Source organism: Streptomyces sp. NPDC086777 (genome assembly GCF_040702065.1).
Classification (GTDB): domain Bacteria; phylum Actinomycetota; class Actinomycetes; order Streptomycetales; family Streptomycetaceae; genus Streptomyces.
Window position 1 is genome coordinate 115,196 of sequence record NZ_JBFBJI010000004.1, and the last position, 19,715, is coordinate 134,910.

General features: G+C 71.5%; 18 protein-coding genes. 10 read left to right on the forward strand and 8 right to left on the reverse strand.

The features are described 5' to 3' along the window. Window positions 1–11: 11 nt before the first annotated feature. Window positions 12–1,274 carry a hypothetical protein gene (locus AB0472_RS07350; protein ID WP_366354205.1) on the reverse strand — a complete coding sequence of 421 codons (1,263 nt, stop codon included), beginning with the start codon at window positions 1,272–1,274 and terminating at the stop codon, window positions 12–14. Window positions 1,275–1,555: 281 nt separating this feature from the next. Here AB0472_RS07350 and AB0472_RS07355 point away from each other — a divergent pair, with 281 nt between their 5' ends. From AB0472_RS07355 to AB0472_RS07380, 6 genes are all read left to right on the forward strand, one after another. Continuing rightward, on the forward strand, window positions 1,556–3,931 hold the full coding sequence (locus tag AB0472_RS07355) for a SulP family inorganic anion transporter (protein ID WP_366354207.1): 2,376 nt from the start codon (window positions 1,556–1,558) through the stop codon (window positions 3,929–3,931). 346 nt (window positions 3,932–4,277) lie between these two features. Next, window positions 4,278–6,236, forward strand: a complete 1,959-nt coding sequence (gene acs / locus AB0472_RS07360; protein ID WP_366354209.1) for an acetate--CoA ligase — start codon at window positions 4,278–4,280, stop codon at window positions 6,234–6,236. A gap of 200 nt (window positions 6,237–6,436) precedes the next feature. Further along, on the forward strand, window positions 6,437–7,816 hold the full coding sequence (gene nhaA, locus AB0472_RS07365) for a Na+/H+ antiporter NhaA (protein WP_366354210.1): 1,380 nt from the start codon (window positions 6,437–6,439) through the stop codon (window positions 7,814–7,816). 148 nt (window positions 7,817–7,964) lie between these two features. Then, complete coding sequence (locus AB0472_RS07370) at window positions 7,965–8,453, forward strand: phage holin family protein (RefSeq protein ID WP_366354212.1); 489 nt, start codon at window positions 7,965–7,967, stop codon at window positions 8,451–8,453. Continuing rightward, the gene (locus AB0472_RS07375) at window positions 8,450–9,370 is read left to right on the forward strand and encodes an alpha/beta hydrolase (RefSeq protein WP_366354213.1); all 921 of its coding nucleotides are present in this window, start codon (window positions 8,450–8,452) and stop codon (window positions 9,368–9,370) included. The genes AB0472_RS07370 and AB0472_RS07375 overlap by 4 nt, the downstream gene beginning before the upstream one ends. 127 nt (window positions 9,371–9,497) lie before the next feature. After that, window positions 9,498–9,677, forward strand: coding sequence for a hypothetical protein (locus tag AB0472_RS07380; RefSeq protein ID WP_351960864.1), 180 nt, complete (start codon window positions 9,498–9,500; stop codon window positions 9,675–9,677). Window positions 9,678–9,701: 24 nt separating this feature from the next. Here the strand turns inward: AB0472_RS07380 and AB0472_RS07385 are convergent, their stop codons facing one another. The 3 genes from AB0472_RS07385 to nth form a co-directional block, all read right to left on the reverse strand. After that, entirely contained in the window at window positions 9,702–10,901 is a 1,200-nt protein-coding gene (locus AB0472_RS07385) for a MarP family serine protease (protein WP_366354215.1), read from the reverse strand. Between the two features lie 119 nt (window positions 10,902–11,020). Further along, a complete protein-coding gene (locus AB0472_RS07390; protein WP_366354217.1) occupies window positions 11,021–11,725 on the reverse strand; it encodes a CoA pyrophosphatase in 705 nt (234 codons plus the stop codon). 100 nt (window positions 11,726–11,825) lie between these two features. Then, window positions 11,826–12,827, reverse strand: coding sequence for an endonuclease III (gene nth / locus AB0472_RS07395; protein WP_366354653.1), 1,002 nt, complete (start codon window positions 12,825–12,827; stop codon window positions 11,826–11,828). A gap of 333 nt (window positions 12,828–13,160) precedes the next feature. Here nth and AB0472_RS07400 point away from each other — a divergent pair, with 333 nt between their 5' ends. After that, entirely contained in the window at window positions 13,161–13,835 is a 675-nt protein-coding gene (locus tag AB0472_RS07400) for a Crp/Fnr family transcriptional regulator (protein WP_018547939.1), read from the forward strand. Window positions 13,836–13,930: 95 nt separating this feature from the next. Further along, window positions 13,931–14,761, forward strand: coding sequence for a nucleotidyltransferase domain-containing protein (locus AB0472_RS07405; RefSeq protein ID WP_366354218.1), 831 nt, complete (start codon window positions 13,931–13,933; stop codon window positions 14,759–14,761). Between the two features lie 20 nt (window positions 14,762–14,781). On the opposite strand, the gene AB0472_RS07410 is transcribed toward AB0472_RS07405, so the two are convergent. The 4 genes from AB0472_RS07410 to AB0472_RS07425 form a co-directional block, all read right to left on the reverse strand. Further along, a complete protein-coding gene (locus AB0472_RS07410) occupies window positions 14,782–15,624 on the reverse strand; it encodes an MBL fold metallo-hydrolase (protein WP_366354220.1) in 843 nt (280 codons plus the stop codon). Between the two features lie 2 nt (window positions 15,625–15,626). Next, entirely contained in the window at window positions 15,627–16,502 is an 876-nt protein-coding gene (locus AB0472_RS07415; protein WP_366354221.1) for an NUDIX hydrolase, read from the reverse strand. 73 nt (window positions 16,503–16,575) lie between these two features. Beyond that, window positions 16,576–17,040, reverse strand: a complete 465-nt coding sequence (locus AB0472_RS07420; protein ID WP_366354222.1) for a RidA family protein — start codon at window positions 17,038–17,040, stop codon at window positions 16,576–16,578. Continuing rightward, window positions 17,040–17,195 carry a DUF4177 domain-containing protein gene (locus AB0472_RS07425; RefSeq protein WP_181806301.1) on the reverse strand — a complete coding sequence of 52 codons (156 nt, stop codon included), beginning with the start codon at window positions 17,193–17,195 and terminating at the stop codon, window positions 17,040–17,042. Before AB0472_RS07425 ends, AB0472_RS07420 begins: the two co-directional genes overlap by 1 nt. Window positions 17,196–17,302: 107 nt before the next feature. Here AB0472_RS07425 and AB0472_RS07430 point away from each other — a divergent pair, with 107 nt between their 5' ends. Both AB0472_RS07430 and AB0472_RS07435 read left to right on the forward strand, forming a co-directional pair. Next, window positions 17,303–18,280 (forward strand): ArsA-related P-loop ATPase, encoded by a 978-nt coding sequence (locus AB0472_RS07430; RefSeq protein WP_366354224.1) that lies wholly within the window; start codon window positions 17,303–17,305, stop codon window positions 18,278–18,280. Beyond that, window positions 18,277–19,713, forward strand: coding sequence for an ArsA family ATPase (locus tag AB0472_RS07435; RefSeq protein ID WP_366354225.1), 1,437 nt, complete (start codon window positions 18,277–18,279; stop codon window positions 19,711–19,713). The genes AB0472_RS07430 and AB0472_RS07435 overlap by 4 nt, the downstream gene beginning before the upstream one ends. Window positions 19,714–19,715 lie beyond the last annotated feature (2 nt).

Genomic DNA, 19,715 nt, shown 5'->3' on the forward strand with positions numbered 1-19,715 from the left:
CGGCTCCGCGCCTACTGCTTGACGGCCGGCGCCCCGGGCACCCCCTTCGGTGCCGGGGCGGGACGGCCGGACAGGAAGGACTCCCAGCCCTGCCGCGGGGCCTCGCCCACGTTCAGCGTGCGCAGCCTCGAAAGGACCTGCGGGTCCTGCGCGTCCAGCCAGTCGGCGAGCTGGTGGAAGGAGACACAGCGCACCTCGGGCTTGTTGCAGACGTCCGCGACGACCTCGTCGAGGGCGCGCATGTACGTGCCGCCGTTCCAGGATTCGAAGTGGTTGCCGATGACGAGCGGTGCGCGGTTGCCGTTGTAGGCCCGGTTGAAGCCCTGGAGCAGCCCGTCGCGCATCTGGTCGCCCCAGTAGTCGTACTTGTCGGGGTCACCCTGGGTCGACGTGCCGGACTGGTTGACCATGAAGTTGTAGTCCATGGTCAGCTGCTCGTAGGTGTGGCCGGGGAAGGGGACGAGCTGCATCGACAGGTCCCACAGCCCCTCCCTCTTCTTGGGCCAGACCTGGTCGTTGACGCCGCTGGTGTCGTAGCGGAAGCCGAGCTGGCTCGCCGCCTTGACGAAGTTCTTCTGGCCCTCCAGGCAGGGTGTGCGGGCGCCGATGAGCTCCTTGTCGTAGTCGAAGGGCAGCGGTGCGGCGTCCTTCATGCCGGTGTTGGTCTTCCAGGTCTTCACGAACTGCTTGGCCTGCGCGATCTCGCTCTTCCACTCGGCCACCGACCACTCGCCGACCCCGCCGTCAGGGCCGCAGAAGTGCCCGTTGAAGTGGGTGCCGATCTCGTTGCCCTCCAGCCAGGCCAGCCGTAGCTGTTTGGCCGTGTCGGCGATGCCCTGCTCGTCGTTGAAGCCGATCTCGGAGCTGCCGGGCGAGTGCTGCGGGGGCCGGTAGAGGTCACGCTTCTCCTCGGGCAGCATGTAGAGGCCGCTGAGGAAGAACGTCATGTTCGCGTTGTTCTCCTTGGCGACCTTGCGGAAGTGCGAGAAGAGCTTCTGGCTGTCCTCGCCCGAACCGTCCCAGGAGAACACCACGAACTGCGGTGGCTTCTCACCGGCCTTGAGCCGCTCGGGCCGGGGCAGATGCGGCTGCGCCCCGGTGTACGCGGTGGACCCGTCGCCGATCAGACGGACCACGCTCTGGGGCGCCGGCGCTCCCTTCTGCGGCCCGGGCGCCCCCTGCTCGGAGTGGGTACCGGTCGCGCAACCGGCGACCGACGCGGCACAGGCCGCGGCGGCCACGGCACCGACCGCAATCCTCTGGGTGGCGGCCAATTCCGCTCACCTTCTTCCTTCTCTCGGCTAACGCCGGTGACGGCGTTTCATGGCGATGTGCCGGATATCTGCCGACAGCGCGGCCAAGATCGCATAGGACCGAGAGAGGGATTAATACGACAAGCCGATGAACTGCTCACTTCACCCATGGAGGTGATCGGGTGCCCCATTTGCGTAGAAAATCCATGCCTGACCTTTACTCTGCATTACGATTCGTTTACTGAGTGTTGATTCATCCCGCCCAGATCCGCGACCGCGCTGCCCCGGAGGAGACGGGAAACATGTCATCAGCCTGCGTACCCACCCACCCCGAGAGCCTCGGCCTCGCCCGAGCCACAACTCCCCACGCCGTCACCGGCGCCGACCGGTCGCAGCACCCGACCACGCCCCCCGGCCGGCGCCGCCGCCTCGTGGGCGCCGACCTGTCCGCGTCCGTCGCGGTGTTCCTGATCGCCCTCCCACTGTCCCTGGGCATCGCCCTCGCCACGGGTGCCCCGCTCCAGGCGGGCCTGGTGGCCGCGGCCGTCGGCGGAGTGGTCGCCGGCCGGCTCGGCGGCTGCCCGCTCCAGGTCAGCGGCCCCGCGGCCGGACTCACCGTGGTCACCGCCGACCTGATCCACCGGTACGGCTGGCGGGCCACCTGCGGCATCACCGTCCTCGCCGGCCTGGCCCAACTGGGCCTGGGTTGCCTGCGCGTGGCCCGCACCGCGCTCGCCGTCAGCCCGGCGGTGGTGCACGGCATGCTGGCCGGCATCGGCGTCACCATCGCCGTCGCCCAGCTGCACATCGTCCTCGGCGGCACCCCGCAGAGCTCGGTTCTCGCCAACGTCCTCGCGCTGCCCGCCCAGTTGGCGAACCTGCACCCGGCCGCGGTGGCGATCAGCGCACTGACCCTGGCCCTGCTGCTGGGCTGGCCCCGGATCCCGGGCAGAGCGGGCCGGCTGCTGGGCACGGTCCCGGCCGCGCTGGTCGCCGTCGCCGGTGCCACCGCCGCCGCCTCGCTCACCGGGCTCGCCCTGTCCCGGGTCGACCTGCCGTCCTGGAGCAGCCATGCCCTGGCGGGACTGCCCGAGGGGCCGGTGCTCGGCATCGCCGCCGCGGTGCTCACCACCACACTGGTGTGCAGCGTCCAGTCACTGCTGGGCGCGGTCGCCGTGGACAAGCTGGTGGCGGGCGGCACCGGGCCCCAGTCCAGGGTCGGGCGTTCCGACCTGGACCGGGAACTGCTCGGTCAGGGTGCGGCCAACATCGTGTCGGGGGCGTTCGGAGGGCTGCCGGTGGCGGGGGTCGCGGTGCGCAGTTCGGCGAACGTGAAATCCGGTGCCGTCAGCCGGAACTCCACGATGCTGCACGGCGTTTTCGTAGTAGTCGCCGCGCTGCTGATGGTCCCGGTCCTCGACCTCATCCCGCTCGCCTCGCTCGCCGCCCTGGTGATGGCCGTCGGCATCCAGATGGTGTCCCTGCACCACATCCGCACGGTGACCCGCCACCGCGAAGTGCTGGTGTACGCCGTCACCACGCTCGGGGTGGTTCTCCTCGGCGTCCTGGAGGGCGTGGTCCTCGGGGTCGCCGTGGCCGTCGCCCTCGCCCTGCACCGCCTCGCCCGCACCCGTATCACCCACGAAGAGAAAGGAGGAGTCCATCACGTCCACGTAAGAGGACAGCTGACGTTCCTCGCGGTGCCCCGGCTCAGCAGAGTCCTGCATCTCGTACCCCAAGGCGCGCACGCCGTGGTGGAGTTGCACGGTTCGTTCATGGACCACGCGGCATACGAGTCGCTGCGGGACTGGCGCAGGGGGCACACCGCGCAGGGCGGCTCCGCCGAACTGACCGGCTGCCGCGCGGGAGTCCGCTCACCGGAGTACGGCCACGGGCCGGGTGACAGTGACCGCCCCGGACCGCGCACGGGCCACGGCCCCGGACCGCGTGCAGGTCTCGGTGCCTGGCGCCGGCCCGCGAGACCCACCGGCGGCCGTCATGAACTCGCCCACGGGATCAGCGCGTTCCAGCGCGACACCGCGCCCCTGGTCCGGGAGGAGCTGGCCCGGCTGGCGCGCGAGGGACAGCGGCCCTCGCAGCTCTTCCTCACCTGCGCCGACTCCCGGCTCGTCACCTCGATGATCACTTCCAGTGGTCCCGGTGACCTGTTCGTGGTCCGCAACGTGGGCAACCTGGTCCCCCTTCCGGGCGAGGAGAACGGGGACGACTCGGTGGCGGCCGCGATCGAGTACGCGGTGGACGTGCTCAAGGTGCGGTCCATCACGGTGTGCGGACACTCCGGGTGCGGGGCGATGCAGGCGCTGCTCGGCTCCGGGACCGGGGACACGGCGACCCCGCTCGGGCGATGGCTGCGGCACGGGCTGCCGAGCCTGGCGCGGCTGGCGGACGAGGGCGGGGCGGGCGTCCGGCTGACCGGACGGGCGGCGGCGGACGCGGCGGAGCGGCTGTGCCTGGCCAATGTGGTCCAGCAGCTGGAGCACCTGCGGGCGCACGACTCGGTCGCGCGGGCGCTGGCTGCGGGGGCGCTGGAGCTGCACGGGATGTATTTCCATGTGGGCGAGGCGCAGGCGTACCTGCTGCGCCGGGGCGGTACGGACGGCGAGGGAGGGGTGTTCGAGGGGGTGCCCGGCACGGAGGAGCTGCCCAGTCCGGCGTGAGCGAGGAGTCCGGCGTGAGCGACGGGGTGGCCGGGCCCGCCGACGCCACCCGAGCCGGCGTCGGCGGGGACGTTCGGGTCGGTGCGTCGGCAGGGCCGACGGCGTCGGGTACTTCGACGAGATCGGCGGCGTGGCCGGGGTCGGTGTGCGTCGGCGGGTCCGGTGTGCGCCGGCGCGCCGGACCCTGACAGGCTCGGCGTGCCCGGTCGCGGCACCCCCGCCGTACCCCGCCCCGCCGCACCCTGATAGGTCTAAACCAATTATTCGGCCGCCCTTGTCACCGGGGCCCCAGGTCTGATGAGCTGTGGCCTGGGACACAACGGACACCCTTCGAAAGGGAGATGTCGTGAGCAACGAAAGCCTGGCCAACCTCTTGAGGGAGGAGCGACGCTTCGCGCCGCCCGCTGACCTGGCCGAGAACGCCAATGTCACGGCCGAGGCGTACGAACAGGCCAAGGCTGACAGGCTCGGCTTCTGGGCCGCGCAGGCCCGTCGGCTGACCTGGGCCAAGGAGCCGACCGAGACGCTGGACTGGTCGAACCCGCCGTTCGCGAAATGGTTCAAGGACGGCGAGCTCAACGTCGCGTACAACTGCGTGGACCGGCACGTGGAGGCCGGGCTCGGCGACCGGGTCGCCATCCACTTCGAGGGCGAGCCCGGCGACAGCCGCGCGATCACCTACGCCGAGCTGAAGGACGAGGTCTCCAAGGCGGCCAACGCCCTGCTGGAGCTCGGAGTCCAGAAGGGCGACCGGGTCGCGGTCTACATGCCGATGATCCCGGAGACGGCGATCGCGATGCTCGCCTGCGCCCGGATCGGCGCCGCGCACTCCGTGGTCTTCGGCGGCTTCTCGGCGGACGCGCTGGCCACCCGTATCCAGGACGCGGACGCCAGGGTCGTCATCACCTCCGACGGCGGCTACCGGCGCGGCAAGCCGTCCGCGCTGAAGCCCGCCGTGGACGAGGCGGTCGGCAAGGCGGGCAACGTCGAGCACGTGCTGGTCGTGCGCCGCACCGGGCAGGAAGTGGCCTGGGACGACTCGCGGGACGTGTGGTGGGACGAGATCGTCGAGCGGCAGTCGGCCGAGCACACGCCGGAGGCCTTCGACGCCGAGCACCCGCTCTTCATCCTCTACACCTCCGGTACGACGGGTAAGCCGAAGGGCATCCTGCACACCTCGGGCGGCTACCTCACCCAGGCGTCGTACACGCACTGGGCGGTGTTCGACCTCAAGCCGGAGACGGACGTGTACTGGTGCACGGCCGACGTCGGCTGGGTGACCGGCCACTCGTACATCGTGTACGGGCCGCTGGCCAACGGCGCGACCCAGGTGATGTACGAGGGCACCCCGGACACCCCGCACCAGGGACGGTTCTGGGAGATCGTGCAGAAGTACGGGGTGACGATCCTGTACACGGCGCCCACCGCGATCCGCACGTTCATGAAGTGGGGCGACGACATCCCCGCGAAGTTCGACCTGAGCAGCCTGCGGGTGCTCGGGTCGGTCGGCGAGCCGATCAACCCCGAGGCGTGGATCTGGTACCGCAAGCACATCGGTGCCGACCGGACGCCGATCGTGGACACCTGGTGGCAGACCGAGACCGGCGCGATGATGATCTCGCCGCTGCCGGGCGTCACCGCGACCAAGCCCGGTTCCGCGCAGACCCCGCTGCCCGGCATCTCGGCCACGGTCGTCGACGACGAGGCCAACGAGGTGCCGAACGGCGGTGGCGGCTACCTGGTGCTCACCGAGCCGTGGCCGTCCATGCTGCGCACGATCTGGGGCGACGACCAGCGGTTCCTGGACACGTACTGGTCGCGGTTCGAGGGCAAGTACTTCGCCGGTGACGGTGCGAAGAAGGACGACGACGGCGACATCTGGCTGCTCGGCCGGGTGGACGACGTCATGCTCGTCTCCGGGCACAACATCTCGACGACCGAGGTGGAGTCGGCGCTGGTGTCCCACCCGTCGGTGGCCGAGGCGGCCGTGGTCGGTGCGGCGGACGAGACGACCGGTCAGGCGATCGTCGCCTTCGTGATCCTGCGCGGCACGGCGAACGCCGAGGACGAGAACCTCATCGCCGACCTGCGCAACCACGTCGGCGCCACGCTCGGCCCGATCGCCAAGCCCAAGCGCGTGCTGCCGGTGGCGGAGCTGCCCAAGACCCGCTCCGGCAAGATCATGCGCCGGCTGCTGCGCGACGTCGCCGAGAACCGGCAGCTCGGTGACGTGACGACGCTGACCGACTCGACGGTCATGGACCTCATCCAGGCGAAGCTCCCGGCGGCGCCCAGCGAGGACTGACCCCGACCGGCACGGCCGTGAAGGGCGAAAAGGGCGCCCGGCGCGAAACGCGCCGGGCGCCCTTTTTGCACCTACCGTGAGACTCACCTGACAACACCCGCCGCACCTTAGGTAAACTAAGCAAAGTAGCGTGACCCCAAGGTGTGCCGGGAAGTCTGGTCGGCAAGTAGCCCTGTCCTGCCCACCGACCGGAGGATCCCGTGCCCGCGCCCCGCACCGCACCCGTCCGAAAGATCCTCGGGCGGCTCTCGCTGCCCGAGCGGACCATCGTGGCGGACGCGCTGCGGACCGAGACCGTCGGCGGTGTGCTGCTGCTCGTCGCCGCGGTGGCCGCGCTGGTCTGGGCGAACATTCCCGGGCTCCGCCACGGCTACGAGAGCGCCGCCGACTTCCACTTCGGCCCCGGCGCCCTGGGCCTGAACCTCTCCGTCGCCCACTGGGCCGCCGACGGCCTGCTCGCCGTCTTCTTCTTCGTCGCCGGCATCGAGCTCAAGCGGGAGCTGGTGGCGGGCGACCTGCGGGACCCGAAAGCGGCCGTCCTCCCGGTGGTCGCCGCGCTGTGCGGAATGGCCGTACCGGCACTCGTCTACACCCTCACCAACCTCTCCGGCGGCGGCTCCACGCAGGGCTGGGCGGTGCCCACGGCCACCGACATCGCCTTCGCGCTGGCCGTCCTCGCGGTGATCGGCACCTCGCTGCCGGGCGCCCTGCGCGCCTTCCTGCTCACCCTCGCGGTCGTCGACGACCTGTTCGCGATCCTGATCATCGCGATCTTCTTCACCGAGCGGATCGACTTCGCCGCGCTCGGCGGCGCGGTCCTCGGCCTCGCCGTCTTCTGGCTGCTGCTCCGCAAGAGCGTGCGCGGCTGGTACGTGTACGTCCCGCTCGCGGTCGTGATCTGGGCGCTGATGTACAACAGCGGCGTGCACGCGACCATCGCCGGTGTCGCCATGGGCCTGATGCTGCGCTGCACCACCCGCGAGGGCGAGCAGCACTCCCCCGGGGAGCACGTCGAGCACCTGGTGCGGCCGCTGTCGGCGGGGCTGGCCGTACCCCTGTTCGCGCTCTTCAGCGCCGGTGTGAAGGTGTCCGGTGGGGCGCTCGGCGACGTCTTCACCAAGCCGGAGACGCTCGGGGTCGTCCTCGGCCTGGTGGTCGGCAAGGCGGCCGGGATTTTCGGCGGGACCTGGCTGACCGCCCGGTTCACCCGGGCCTCGCTCAGCGAGGACCTCGAATGGGCAGACGTCTTCGCGGTGGCCTCGCTGGCCGGCATCGGCTTCACGGTCTCGCTGCTCATCGGCGAACTCGCCTTCGCCGGCGACGCCGTGCTCACCGACGAGGTCAAGGCCGCCGTGCTCACCGGCTCGCTCGTCGCGGCCGTGTGCGCCACGGTGCTGCTGAAGATACGGAACACCCGCTACCGCAGGCTGGTCGAGGCCGAGGAACGGGACGACGACCTCGACGGCATCCCCGACGTCTACGAGCAGGACGACCCGGCGTACCACCTGCGGATGGCCGAGATCTACGAACGGAAGGCCGCCGAACACCGCAGGATCGCGGCCGACAAGGCCGCCTCCTAGGGCGCCGGCGAACGGGACGCGACTGCCGAAGTACCGGGCGGGGCAGGCGGGCAGGGCGGCCGTCCGGCATGATCTGACGAGACGGTACAAAAAGACCGGCGCGAAACGGCCGGTGCAGAAGACGACGAAGACGCAGAGGGAGACCGCGATGAGCGCACCCGACGGCAGCCCGGTCGGTGCCGAACGCAGCATCGGCCAGCTGTTCGCCTCGGCCACGTCCGAGATGTCGGCGCTGGTGCACGACGAGATCGCGCTGGCCAAGGCCCAGCTGAAGCAGGACGTCAAGCGGGGCGCGACGAGCGGCGGCGCTTTCTCGGCGGCCGGAGTGCTGCTGCTGTTCTCCCTGCCCATGCTCAACTTCGCGCTGGCGTACGGCATTCGGACCTGGAGCCACTGGAATCTCGCGATCTGCTTCCTGCTCTCCTTCGCGGCGAACGTCCTGGTGGCCGTCGTCCTCGCGCTGATCGGCCTGGTGTTCGCGAAGAAGGCCAAGAAGGGCCAGGGCCCGCAGAAGGTGGCCGCGTCCATGAAGGAGTCGGCGGGAGTGCTGCAGAACGCCAAGCCGCATCCGCGCCCGGAGCTTCCCCGGGACGACGTACGCGCCATCGAGGCCGCTGTGGGACGCTCGTCGTCATGACGGACCCCGCTCCCTCGGCCGTACGGCTGGAGGGCCCCTGGACGCACCGGGACGTCGCCGCCAACGGCGCCCGCTTCCACATCGCCGAGCTCGGCGACGGACCGCTGGTCATGCTGGTGCACGGCTTCCCGCAGTTCTGGTGGGCCTGGCGGCACCAGCTGGTCGCGCTCGCCGACGCGGGCTTCCGAGCCGTCGCCATGGACCTGCGGGGCGTCGGCGGCAGCGACCGCACCCCGCGCGGCTACGACCCGGCGAACCTGGCCCTCGACATCACCGGCGTGATCCGTTCCCTCGGCGAGCCGGACGCCGCGCTGGTCGGCCACGACCTGGGCGGCTACCTGGCGTGGACGGCGGCCGCGATGCGCCCCAAGCTGGTACGACGGCTCGCGGTGGTGTCGATGCCGCACCCGCGGCGCTGGCGCTCGGCGATGCTCCGCGACCGCCGGCAGACCGCCGCCGCCTCCTACATCTGGGGCTTCCAGCGGCCCTGGATCCCCGAGCGGCAGCTCACCGCCGACGACGGGGCGCTGGTCGCCCGGCTGATCCGGGACTGGTCCGGGCCGCGACTGCCCGACGACGAGGCCGTGGAGACGTACCGGCGCGCGATGTGCATCCCCTCCACCGCGCACTGTTCGATCGAGCCGTACCGCTGGCTGGTGCGCTCGCTGGCGCGGCCGGACGGCATCCAGTTCAACCGCAGGATGAAGCGCCCGGTGCGGGTCCCGACGCTGCACCTGCACGGCTCCCTGGACCCGGTCACCCGCACCCGCAGCGCGGCCGGCTCCGGCGAGTACGTCGAAGCGCCGTACCGCTGGCGGCTGTTCGACGGGCTGGGGCACTTCCCGCACGAGGAGGACCCGGTGGGCTTCTCCACCGAACTGGTCAACTGGCTGAAAGACCCCGAACCCGACCGGTGACCGCGCCGATGCGCCCGGTATCCGGATCCGGACACCTGTTCCACGAACGGCCACATGCCCGGCGCATAGGCCGATTGGGGGGCGTGCGGGAGGTTATCGACCTTGGGGCAGGGGCAGACGTCGGGGTATGGGCTGGACGCACGACTACAGTGACGCACCCCGCAGCCGCCGTACGACAGGCGGCCCGAACCCCTACCGAGGAGCCGCCCCGCAGCTGCCGGGCACGGACCTCAGGGTGGGGATTCCGCACATTCTGCGCCGCCGGGCCCGCTGGGTCTCGGTACGTCTGCGCCACACCCGCGGCTGACCCTCTCGGGGCCCGCACGGGCCTCTAGAGGGCGCAGCTGTCGGTGCCCACCTGCTGGCTCGCGGTACGGCCCCGGGCGATGTCCGCCTGGATCTCGTCGGCCGTGAGGGCGTACCCGGTGTCGGCGTCGTCCAGTGACTTCGCGAAGACGACCCCGTACACCCTGCCCTGGGGCGTGAGCAGCGGGCCGCCGGAGTTGCCCTGTCGGACGGTCGCGTACAGCGAGTAGACGTCACGGCGGACGGTGCCGCGGTGGTAGATGTCCGGGCCGTTGGCCGTGATCCGGCCGCGCACCCGGGCCGGCCGGACGTCGTACGACCCGTTCTCGGGGAACCCGGCGACGATCGCGCTGTCGGTCGTCGCCGCGTCCTTGGCGGAGAACTGCAGGGCCCTGGCCCGCAGGTCCGGCACGTCCAGTACGGCGATGTCACGCTGCCAGTCGTAGAGGACGACCCTGGCGTCGTACCTGCGGCCCTCGCCGCCGATCTGGACGGTGGGCTCGTCGACGCCGCCGACCACGTGCGCGTTGGTCATGACGCGGCGGTCGGCGAAGACGAAGCCGGTGCCCTCAAGGATCTTGCCGCAGCTCTGCGCGGTGCCCGTCACCTTGACGATGGACTGCTTGGCGTTGGTGGCCACCGCGCTGTTGGCGAGGGCCGGGTCGGGTGGCGAGACGTCGGTGATCGGCTCGTTGGCGAAGGGGCTGAAGACCTGCGGGAAGCCGTTCTGCGCGAGGACCGCGGAGAAGTCCGCGAACCAGGTGTCGGCCTGGTTGGGCAGCGCCCTGGACACCCCTAGGAGCACCTTGGAGTTGCGCACCTCCTTGCCGAGCGTCGGCAGGGTGGTGCCCGCGAGGGCGGAGCCGATCAGCCAGGCGACCAGCAGCATCGCCACCACGTTGACCAGCGCGCCGCCGGTGGCGTCCAGGGCGCGGGCCGGGGACCAGGTGATGTACCGGCGCAGCTTGTTGCCCAGGTGGGTGGTGAGGGCCTGGCCGACGGAGGCACAGACGATGACGACGACCACGGCGACGACCGCGGCGGTGGTGCTCACCTCGGCGTTGTCGGTCACCGCGTCCCAGATCACCGGCAGGGCGTAGACGGCGACGAGCCCGCCGCCCAGGAAGCCGATCACCGACAGGATGCCGACGACGAACCCCTGGCGGTAGCCGACGATCGCGAACCACACGGCGGCGACCAGCAACAGGATGTCCAGCACGTTCACCGAGTCAAGCCTCGCCTCGTCGCTTCGCGGTCTCTACAGGTCGGCCGGGGGTCCGGCCCGCCACGAGGCGGCAACGGGACACGGCGTCCCCCGGATGACACAGCACGGTGGACACCCTGTCATGACCGCCAGTCGAGCGGGACCAGCTTCTCGCGGTCCCAGGAGCGCTCCCATCCCGCATAGTGCAGCAGGCGGTCGATCACTCCGGCGGTGAACCCCCACACCAGGGTCGATTCGACCAGGAATGCCGGACCTCGGTGACCGCTGGGGTGCACGGTGGTGGCCCGGTTGGCCGGATTCGTGAGATCCGCCACGGGGACCGTGAAGACCCGCGCGGTCTCGTTCGGATCGACCACGCCCACCGGTGTCGGCTCGCGCCACCAGCCCAGCACCGGGGTGACCACGAACTCGCTCACCGGGATGTACAGCCTGGGCAGCACCCCGAACAACTGGACCCCGGCCGGATCCAGCCCGGTCTCCTCCTCGGCCTCGCGGAGAGAGGCCCGCAGCGGCCCGTCGGCCTTCGGGTCGCCGTCCTCGGGGTCGAGGGCGCCGCCGGGGAAGGAGGGCTGTCCGGCGTGCGAGCGCAGCGACCCGGCCCGCTCCATCAGCAGCAGCTCGGGCCCCTGCTCCCCCTCGCCGAACAGGATGAGCACGGCCGACTGCCGGCCCGCCCCGTTCTCCGGGGGGAGGAAGCGGCTCAGCTGGAGCGGCTTGACCGTCTCGGCGGCCCGCACCACCGGGCCGAGCCACTCCGGCAGCCCCTCCTTGCTGAGCGCCACGTCCCCGCGGGCACCGCCCGTCTGCGCCTTGCTGTGTGTCACGGCATCCCCCGTCCTGCCCCGGTCCCCCGCCCTGCTGCCCGTTCCAACGCCCGAAGTCTCCTTGATCGTTCCGTGCTCCGTCCCTGAGAAGACCCCTGGCTCATGTCCCTGATGCGGCACCACCCAGGGGCGGCGCCGGCCTGCCGCCCGCGTCCAGATACGCCTGCGGCGGCTTGAGCCGCTGGCCGGGGAAGCCGCCCTTCTCGTACTTGAGCAGCTTCTTCGCCTTCTCCGGGTCGGTCTCGCCCTCGCCGTAGGCCGGGCAGAGCGGAGCGATCGGGCAGACACCACAGGCGGGCTTGCGGGCGTGGCACATGCGGCGGCCGTGCCAGATGACGTGGTGCGACAGGTCGGTCCAGTCGCTCTTGGGGAACAGCGCGCCGACGGCCGCCTCGATCTTGTCGGGGTCGGTCTCCGCGGTCCACCGCCACCGCCGGACCAGGCGCTGGAAGTGCGTGTCCACGGTGATGCCGGGGCGCCCGAAGGCGTTGCCGAGCACGACGAACGCGGTCTTGCGGCCGACGCCGGGCAGCTTGACGAGGTCTTCGAGCCGTCCCGGCACCTCGCCGCCGAACTGCTCGACCAGGCCCTTGGACAGCCCTATCACCGACTTGGTCTTCGCCCGGAAGAACCCGCACGGCCGCAGGATCTCCTCGACCTCCTCCGGGTTGGCGACGGCCAGGTCCTCGGGGGTGGGGTACTTCGCGAACAGCGTCGGGGTGGTCTGGTTGACCCTGAGGTCGGTGGTCTGGGCGGACAGCACCGTGGCGACCAGGAGCTGGAAGGGGTTCTCGAAGTCCAGCTCGGGGTGGGCGTACGGGTACACCTCGGCGAGCTCGCGGTTGATCCGGCGGGCCCGGCGGACCAGCGCGGCCGGCGACTCGGGCTTCCCGGCCGGCTGGGGCTGCGGCTGCTCGACGGCGGCCTTCGCGACCGCCGCGGCCTTCTTGGCGGTCGCCGTCTTCGCCGCCGTCTTCTTGGCCGCGGTCTTCTTGGCAGTCGCCGTCTTCGCCGCCGGCGCCGTCTTCCTCGCGGCGGTCTTCTTCGCGGCGGTCTTCTCCACCGCCGCCTTCTTCACCGCCGTCTTCTTCGCGGCCTTCACCGCCTTTGCCGCCTTTTCCGCTTCACCGGAGGCGGCATCGGACCCTTGTTCGCCCACAGCGGAATCACCTCGTACAACCACCCGCCCAGCCCCCTTGGCCTGTGCTCTCACCGGCGATTTGGACACCCGGCCAGCCTAAAGCCCGGCACCGACATCCGCCCCGGACCCGGAAGATCAGCCCCCGATTGGACCCCTGCCGCTTACCTCGGCACACCTGTGCGGCATCCTTGTGACAGATCACACTGTTTGGACGGTCCGGCAAAATGGGGAACACGGTCCCCTGGTACCAAGGGGGAGCAAGATCCCCTGAGCAGGTCGACAAGGAGAGAACTCGTGGACGACGTTCTGCGGCGCAACCCGCTCTTCGCGGCGCTCGATGACGAGCAGTCCGCGGAGCTGCGTGCCTCCATGAGTGAGGTGACCCTCGCGCGTGGCGACTCCCTGTTCCACGAGGGCGACCCGGGCGACCGGCTCTACGTCGTCACCGAGGGCAAGGTCAAGCTCCACCGCACCTCTCCCGACGGCCGGGAGAACATGCTCGCCGTCGTCGGCCCCGGCGAGCTGATCGGCGAGCTGTCGCTGTTCGACCCGGGCCCGCGCACGGCGACCGCCACCGCGCTGACCGAGGTCAAGCTGCTGGGCCTCGGCCACGGTGACCTCCAGCCCTGGCTGAACGCGCGCCCCGAAGTGGCCACCGCCCTGCTGCGCGCCGTCGCCCGCCGCCTGCGCAAGACCAACGACGCCATGTCCGACCTGGTCTTCTCCGATGTGCCGGGCCGGGTCGCGCGTGCCCTGCTGGACCTCTCGCGCCGCTTCGGCGTGCAGTCCGAGGAAGGCATCCACGTCGTCCATGACCTCACCCAGGAAGAGCTGGCCCAGCTGGTCGGCGCGTCCCGCGAGACCGTGAACAAGGCGCTGGCGGACTTCGCCCAGCGCGGCTGGCTGCGCCTGGAGGCGCGGGCCGTGATCCTGCTGGACGTCGAGCGGCTGGCGAAGCGGTCCCGGTAGGCGCCGGATCTCCGGGGGCTGCCGCCCCCGGCCCCCGCATCATCGGCCTTCGGCCTCGTCCTCGATCGCCGGACGGGCTCGGAGTTGGGTGCCCCATGCCTGAAACGGTCCCGTCCAGAGGCCTCGACCCCTTGGGCTTCATCGAGCGCGAGGGCTCGCACGCGCGCGTGCCGCACGTCTTCCGCCCCGTGGTCGCCGCCGCCCGCGACCGGCTCCTGGACGTCTTCGGGACGCGCATGGACAGTGCCTACCTCTACGGGTCGGTTCCGCGCGGCACCGCGCGCGTGGGGCGCAGCGACCTGGATCTGGTGGTCGTGCTCGGCGAGGAGCCGGTCGACGCCGACCGGGACGCGGCCCGCGTGCTCGGCGAGGCCGTCGACAAGGAGTTCCCGGAGATCGACGGGGTCGGGACCCTGCTCTACTCCCGCGCGCGGGTGCTCAGCGAGCCGGAGCGGTACGACATCGGCTGGTTCGTGGCCTGCCTCTGCACCCCGCTGCTCGGCGAGGACCTCGCCGAGTTCCTGCCCCGCTACCGTCCCGACTCGCTGCTCGCCCGCGAGACCAACGGCGACCTGGCCCGCCACCTGCCTCGCTGGCGGGATCGGATCGCGGCCACGGACGACACCGAGGAGTCCCTGCGGCCCCTGGTGCGCTTCATGTCACGCAGCCTCGTCCGCACCGGCTTCACCCTCGTCATGCCCCGCTGGAACGGCTGGACCAGCGATCTGCGGGAGATGGCCGAGGCGTTCGCCGGCTACTACCCGGAGCGGGCCGAGCAGCTGCGCCGGGCGGCCGCGCTGGGGTCCGAGCCGGTCGGCGACCGTGCGGCACTGCGGTCGTACGTGGACGACCTCGGCCCCTGGCTGGCGGACGAGTACGCGCGCGTGCACGGCGTGAAGACGCCCAGGCCGGCGGGCTGGGAGTAGAGCGCGAACCGGAGCCGGCGCTAGTACTCGGCCTGGATGAGCCCGTGTTCGGTCAGGTAGTCCAGCTGGGCCCGTACCGACAGTTCCGCCGCCGGCCACAGGGAGCGGTCCACGTCGGCGTAGACGTGGGCGACGACGTCGGCGGGACTGCGGTGGCCGTTCTCCACGGCCGTCTCGACCTGGGCCAGCCGGTGGGCGCGGTGGGCCAGGTAGAACTCGACGGCGCCCTGGGCGTCCTCCAGGACCGGCCCGTGGCCCGGCAGGACGGTGTGGACGCCGTCGTCGACCGTCAGCGAGCGCAGCCGTCGCAGCGAGTCCAGGTAGTCGCCCAGCCGGCCGTCCGGGTGCGCCACGACCGTCGTACCGCGCCCCAGCACGGTGTCGCCGGTCAGGATCGCGCGGTCGGCCGGGAGGTGGAAGCTGAGGGAGTCCGCGGTGTGCCCCGGGGTCGACACGACCCGCAGTTCGAGGCCGCCGGTCGTGATCACGTCGCCGGCGGCCAGGCCCTCGTCGCCGAGCCGCAGCGCCGGATCGAGGGCACGCACGCGCGTGCCGGTCAGTTCCGCGAACCGTGCGGCCCCTTCCGCGTGGTCCGGGTGGCCGTGGGTGAGCAGGGTGAGCGCGACGCGCCTGCCGGCCTTCTCGGCCGTGTCGACGACGTTCTCGAGGTGGCCCTCGTCCAGCGGACCCGGGTCGATCACGACGGCCAGGTCGGAGTCGGGCTCGGCGACGATCCAGGTGTTGGTGCCGTCCAGGGTCATCACGGACGCGTTGGGCGCCAGCACGTTGACGGCCCGCACGGTGGCGGGCCCCGGGAGGACTCCGCCGCGCGGCTGGCCGGGCAGGGCTGCTGCGTCCGTCATGGTCAGGCTCCACCGGTCGTCAGGTCGGTCGGTATGCGCTTGGTGAACTCGTCGTGGCCCGGCCAGGTCAGGACGATCTCGCCGTCCACCAGCCGGGCGTCGGCCAGCACCGGGGTCATGTCCCGCCCGGGCGCCGCCGCGAGTGTCCCGGCGGCCGTGGCGTACGGCAGGAGCTGGCGCAGGGTGGCGATGGTGGGCGGCATCATCAGGAGCTCGCCCTCGTCGTAGCCGGCGGCGGCCTCCGCCGGGCGGATCCACACCGTGCGGTCGGCCTCGGTGGAGGCATTGCGGGTGCGCTGGCCCGCGGGCAGGGCGGCGACGAAGAACCAGGTGTCGTAGCGGCGGCTCTCGAACTCCGGGGTGATCCAGCGCGTCCAGGCACCCAGCAGGTCCGAGCGCAGGACCAGGCCCCGCCGGTCCAGAAACTCCGCGAAGGACAGCTCACGGGCGACCAGGGCCGCGCGGTCGGCCTCCCAGTCGTCCCCGGTGGTGTCCCCGACGACGGCGTCCGGGGCGGGACCGGCGAGCAGCACCCCGGCCTCCTCGTACGTCTCCCGGACGGCCGCGCAGACGATCGCCTGGGCGCCCGCCTCGTCGACGCCGAGCCGGTCGGCCCACCACGCGCGCGTGGGGCCCGCCCACCGCACCTGGTGGTCGTCGTCGCGCGGGTCGACACCGCCGCCCGGATACGCGTACGCGCCTCCGGCGAAGGCCATGGAGGCGCGTCTGCGCAGCATGTGGACGACGGGACCGTCCGGGGTGTCCTTCAGGAGCAGCACGGTGGCCGCGCGTTTCGGGGCCACCGGCACGAGGGTGCCTTCCGCGTGCGCGCGGATGCGGTCCGGCCACTCGGGGGGATACCACTGTCCATCGGCCATTACCGGAGGCTATCCCGTGGGGAGCGAATGTTCGAGAGGTGCCTCGACGGAGCACCCCTCCGGCTCCGGTCGGCTACGGCTCCAGCTCGACCTGCACCTCGACCTCGACCGGCGCGTCCAGCGGCAGCACCGCGACGCCCACCGCGCTGCGCGCGTGCACGCCCTTGTCGCCGAGAACCTCGCCGAGCAGTTCGCTGGCACCGTTGATCACGCCCGGCTGCCCGGTGAAGTCGGCCGCGGAGGCGACGAAGCCGACGACCTTCACGACGCGCGCGACCCGGTCCAGGTCACCGGCGACGGACTTCACGGCGGCCAGAGCGTTCAGCGCACAGACGCGGGCCAGCTCCTTGGCCTCCTCGGCGGTGACCTCGGCACCGACCTTGCCGGTGACCGGGAGCTTGCCGTCCACCATCGGCAGCTGGCCGGAGGTGTAGACGTACGCACCGGTCCGCACGGCCGGCTGGTAGGCGGCCAGCGGCGGGACGACCGCCGGCAGCGTGAGACCGAGTTCGGCCAGCTTGGCCTCCACGGCGCCCATTACGGCTTCTCCCGCTTCAGGTAGGCCACGAGCTGCTCGGGGTTGGGCCCGGGCACCACCTGGACGAGTTCCCAGCCGTCCTCGCCCCAGGTGTCCAGAATCTGCTTCGTGGCATGGACGAGCAGCGGCACGGTTGCGTATTCCCACTTGGTCATGGGGCCGACTTTATCGGCTGTGACGGACGGGACACGTGGCCCACCGCACGCACGGTTATCCACAGCCTCCCGCGTGAGTGTCCGGCCGACTGGTTAGTCTCGAAGATGTGAGCAGGCTCCAGGTCGTCAGCGGCAAGGGCGGGACCGGAAAGACGACGGTCGCCGCCGCACTCGCGCTGGCCCTCGCGACCGAGGGGAAGCGGACGCTTCTCGTGGAGGTCGAGGGCCGGCAGGGCATCGCCCAGCTCTTCGAGACGGAGGCGTTGCCCTATGAAGAGCGGAAGATCGCGGTGGCGCCGGGAGGCGGTGAGGTCTACGCGCTCGCCATCGATCCCGAACTGGCCCTTCTGGACTATCTCCAGATGTTCTACAAGCTCGGTGGGGCGGGCCGGGCGCTGAAGAAGCTCGGCGCGATCGACTTCGCCACCACCGTCGCGCCGGGTCTCAGGGACGTGCTCCTGACCGGCAAGGCGTGCGAGGCGGTGCGCAGGAAGGACAAGGCCGGGCGCTTCGTCTACGACTACGTCGTCATGGACGCCCCGCCGACCGGCCGCATCACCCGCTTCCTGAACGTCAACGACGAGGTGGCCGGGCTGGCCAAGATCGGCCCGATACACAATCAGGCCCAGGCCGTGATGCGGGTGCTGAAGTCCAAGGAGACGGCCGTGCACATGGTCACCCTGCTGGAGGAGATGCCGGTCCAGGAGACCGCGGACGGCATCGCCGAGCTGCGGGCCGCGCGGCTGCCGGTGGGCCGGGTCATCGTGAACATGGTCCGGCCGGAGGTGTTGGACGCCGCCGATCTGGAACTCGTACGGACCGTGCCGCGCACCGCCGTGGCGCAGACGCTGTCGGCGGCCGGGCTCGGCGGGGCGCGGCGCGGCGGGAAGGCCGAGCAGCTGGTGGACCCGCTGCTCGCGCAGGCCGCCGAGTACGCCGAGCGGTACGCGCTGGAGCACGAGCAGCGGGCGGTCCTCGCCGAGCTGGACCTGGAGCGGCACGAACTGCCGCTGCTCGCCGAGGGGATGGACCTGGCGGGCCTGTACGAACTCGCCCGCGAACTGCGGAAACAGGGGATGTCATGACTCCGGACCCGGCCGAGGCGCAGGACGACGCCCGTCGCCTGTCGCACGCGCCCACGCTCGACGTCGATCCGCTGCTCGACGACCCGGCGACCCGGATCGTGGTGTGCTGCGGCTCGGGTGGCGTCGGGAAGACCACCACCGCGGCGGCCCTGGGCCTGCGGGCGGCCGAGCGGGGCCGCAAGGTCGTCGTGCTGACCATCGACCCGGCCAGGCGGCTCGCGCAGTCCATGGGCATCGACTCGCTGGACAACGTGCCGCGGCGGGTGAAGGGCACCGAGGGCCCCGGCGAACTGCACGCCATGATGCTCGACATGAAGCGCACCTTCGACGAGGTCGTGGAGGCGCACGCGGACGCCGAGCGGGCGGCCGCCATCCTGGCCAACCCCTTCTACCAGTCGCTCTCGGCGGGCTTCGCGGGCACGCAGGAGTACATGGCGATGGAGAAGCTGGGCCAGCTGCGGGCCCGGGACGAGTGGGACCTGATCGTGGTCGACACCCCGCCCTCCCGCTCCGCGCTGGACTTCCTGGACGCGCCGAAGCGGCTCGGCTCCTTCCTGGACGGCCGGCTGATCCGCCTGCTGACGGCCCCCGCGAAGCTCGGCGGCCGTGCCGGCATGGCCTTCCTGAACGTCGGCATGTCGATGATGACCGGCACGCTCGGCAAGCTCCTCGGCGGGCAGCTGCTGAAGGACGTACAGACGTTCGTGGCGGCGATGGACACGACGTTCGGCGGGTTCCGCACCCGCGCGGACGCGACGTACAAGCTGCTGCAGGCGCCGGGGACGGCGTTTTTGGTGGTGGCTGCTCCGGAGCGGGACGCGCTGCGGGAGGCTGCGTACTTCGTGGAGCGGCTGGCCGCGGAGGACATGCCGCTGGTCGGTCTGGTCCTCAACCGGGTCCACGGCAGCGGCGCCGCCCGGCTGTCGGCCGAGCGTGCGCTCGCCGCCGCGGAAAATCTTGAGGAGCCCCGCATTGTCGATCAGGGTGGCGGGAAAGCTGGACTTCGTAACTCTCCCGACACGTACGGCAGTTCTGAATCACCCGCGCCTGCGCCGTCCGAGTCCCGGCCCGACGGACCCCCCTCGTCAGGGCCCACGGACACGACTGCGGACATGACTACGGCCCCGCCTGCGGACACGACCGGCGAATCCCCCTCGTCGGAAGGACCGCCGTCGGAAAGCCCGTCGTCACAAGCGCCGTCGTCGGAAAACGCGGACCGCACCGTCGACCAGCTCACCGCGGGCCTGTTGAGGCTGCACGCCGAGCGCATGCAGCTGCTCTCCCGCGAGCAGCGCACACGTGACCGCTTCACCGCACGCCACCCCGAGGTGGCCGTGGTGGAGGTGGCGGCGCTGCCCGGCGACGTGCACGACCTCACGGGGCTGCGGGACATCGGTGACCGGCTCGCGGCCGGCCGGCCGGAGCTGCCCTAGAC

Bases quoted from the DNA above. Each gene is read 5' to 3' on its own strand.
- AB0472_RS07355 (WP_366354207.1), top strand. From the start codon at position 1,556: ATGTCATCAGCCTGCGTACCCACCCACCCCGAGAGCCTCGGCCTCGCC.
- AB0472_RS07370 (WP_366354212.1), top strand. From the start codon at position 7,965: ATGAGCGCACCCGACGGCAGCCCGGTCGGTGCCGAACGCAGCATCGGC.
- AB0472_RS07375 (WP_366354213.1), top strand. From the start codon at position 8,450: ATGACGGACCCCGCTCCCTCGGCCGTACGGCTGGAGGGCCCCTGGACG.
- AB0472_RS07380 (WP_351960864.1), top strand. From the start codon at position 9,498: ATGGGCTGGACGCACGACTACAGTGACGCACCCCGCAGCCGCCGTACG.
- AB0472_RS07405 (WP_366354218.1), top strand. From the start codon at position 13,931: ATGCCTGAAACGGTCCCGTCCAGAGGCCTCGACCCCTTGGGCTTCATC.
- AB0472_RS07410 (WP_366354220.1), bottom strand. From the start codon at position 15,624: ATGACGGACGCAGCAGCCCTGCCCGGCCAGCCGCGCGGCGGAGTCCTC.
- AB0472_RS07415 (WP_366354221.1), bottom strand. From the start codon at position 16,502: ATGGCCGATGGACAGTGGTATCCCCCCGAGTGGCCGGACCGCATCCGC.
- AB0472_RS07420 (WP_366354222.1), bottom strand. From the start codon at position 17,040: ATGGGCGCCGTGGAGGCCAAGCTGGCCGAACTCGGTCTCACGCTGCCG.
- AB0472_RS07425 (WP_181806301.1), bottom strand. From the start codon at position 17,195: ATGACCAAGTGGGAATACGCAACCGTGCCGCTGCTCGTCCATGCCACG.
- AB0472_RS07435 (WP_366354225.1), top strand. From the start codon at position 18,277: ATGACTCCGGACCCGGCCGAGGCGCAGGACGACGCCCGTCGCCTGTCG.